Source organism: Exiguobacterium sp. s11, assembly GCF_018619015.1.
Lineage (GTDB): Bacteria > Bacillota > Bacilli > Exiguobacteriales > Exiguobacteriaceae > Exiguobacterium_A > Exiguobacterium_A indicum.
Map to the genome: position 1 here is coordinate 1 of NZ_JACSNF010000013.1, position 812 is coordinate 812.

At 51.1% G+C, this 812-nt stretch carries 6 tRNA genes and 1 rRNA gene; all 7 read left to right on the plus strand.

The window, feature by feature from the left end:
• A 5S ribosomal RNA gene (gene rrf, locus KNQ12_RS16840) occupies positions 1–98 on the plus strand; the annotation flags it as partial.
• A gap of 9 nt (positions 99–107) precedes the next feature.
• Positions 108–183 (plus strand) — tRNA-Val (locus tag KNQ12_RS16845).
• Positions 184–198: 15 nt separating this feature from the next.
• Positions 199–274: transfer RNA gene (locus KNQ12_RS16850), tRNA-Thr, on the plus strand.
• Between the two features lie 62 nt (positions 275–336).
• Positions 337–423: transfer RNA gene (locus KNQ12_RS16855), tRNA-Leu, on the plus strand.
• A 40-nt stretch (positions 424–463) separates the two neighbouring features.
• Positions 464–537: transfer RNA gene (locus KNQ12_RS16860), tRNA-Arg, on the plus strand.
• 4 nt (positions 538–541) lie between these two features.
• Positions 542–618: transfer RNA gene (locus tag KNQ12_RS16865), tRNA-Pro, on the plus strand.
• Between the two features lie 22 nt (positions 619–640).
• Positions 641–716, plus strand: a tRNA-Ala gene (locus tag KNQ12_RS16870).
• Positions 717–812: the final 96 nt, after the last annotated feature.

Genomic DNA, 812 nt, shown 5'->3' on the forward strand with positions numbered 1-812 from the left:
GTGGTCACACCCGTTCCCATGCCGAACACGGAAGTTAAGCACTTGAACGCCGAAAGTAGTTGGGGGCTTCCCCCTGTGAGGATAGGACGCTGCCAGGCGATACATATGGAGGATTAGCTCAGCTGGGAGAGCACCTGCCTTACAAGCAGGGGGTCGGCGGTTCGATCCCGTCATCCTCCACCATTTTTTATTACACTTGCCGGTGTAGCTCAGCTGGTAGAGCAACTGACTTGTAATCAGTAGGTCGCGGGTTCGACTCCTGTTGCCGGCACCATTTTTATCTTCAATGATCACCAGAATTCAATTATGAATGAAGGTTCTACCTTTTATATCCCTGCCGGGGTGGCGGAACTGGTAGACGCACAGGACTTAAAATCCTGCGGGGGTTTCCCCGTGCCGGTTCGATTCCGGCCCTCGGTACCATTTTTCATTTTGGATGTTTACTGTTTGATCCTTATATTCCGCACCCTTAGCTCAGCTGGATAGAGTACTTGACTACGAATCAAGGGGTCGGGAGTTCGAATCTCTCAGGGTGCATTTTCGGGAAGTAGCTCAGCTTGGTAGAGCACTTGGTTTGGGACCAAGGGGTCGCAGGTTCGAATCCTGTCTTCCCGACCATCTTCAATTTCATCCCTTCAATGGGGCCTTAGCTCAGCTGGGAGAGCGCCTGCCTTGCACGCAGGAGGTCAGCGGTTCGATCCCGCTAGGCTCCACCATTTTTATGACGAACTTTGAAAACTGAACGATGAGGCAAAAATCGTATTCTACGGAATACAAACATGAATGAAGCGCAAGCTTCGTCAATCGTGACT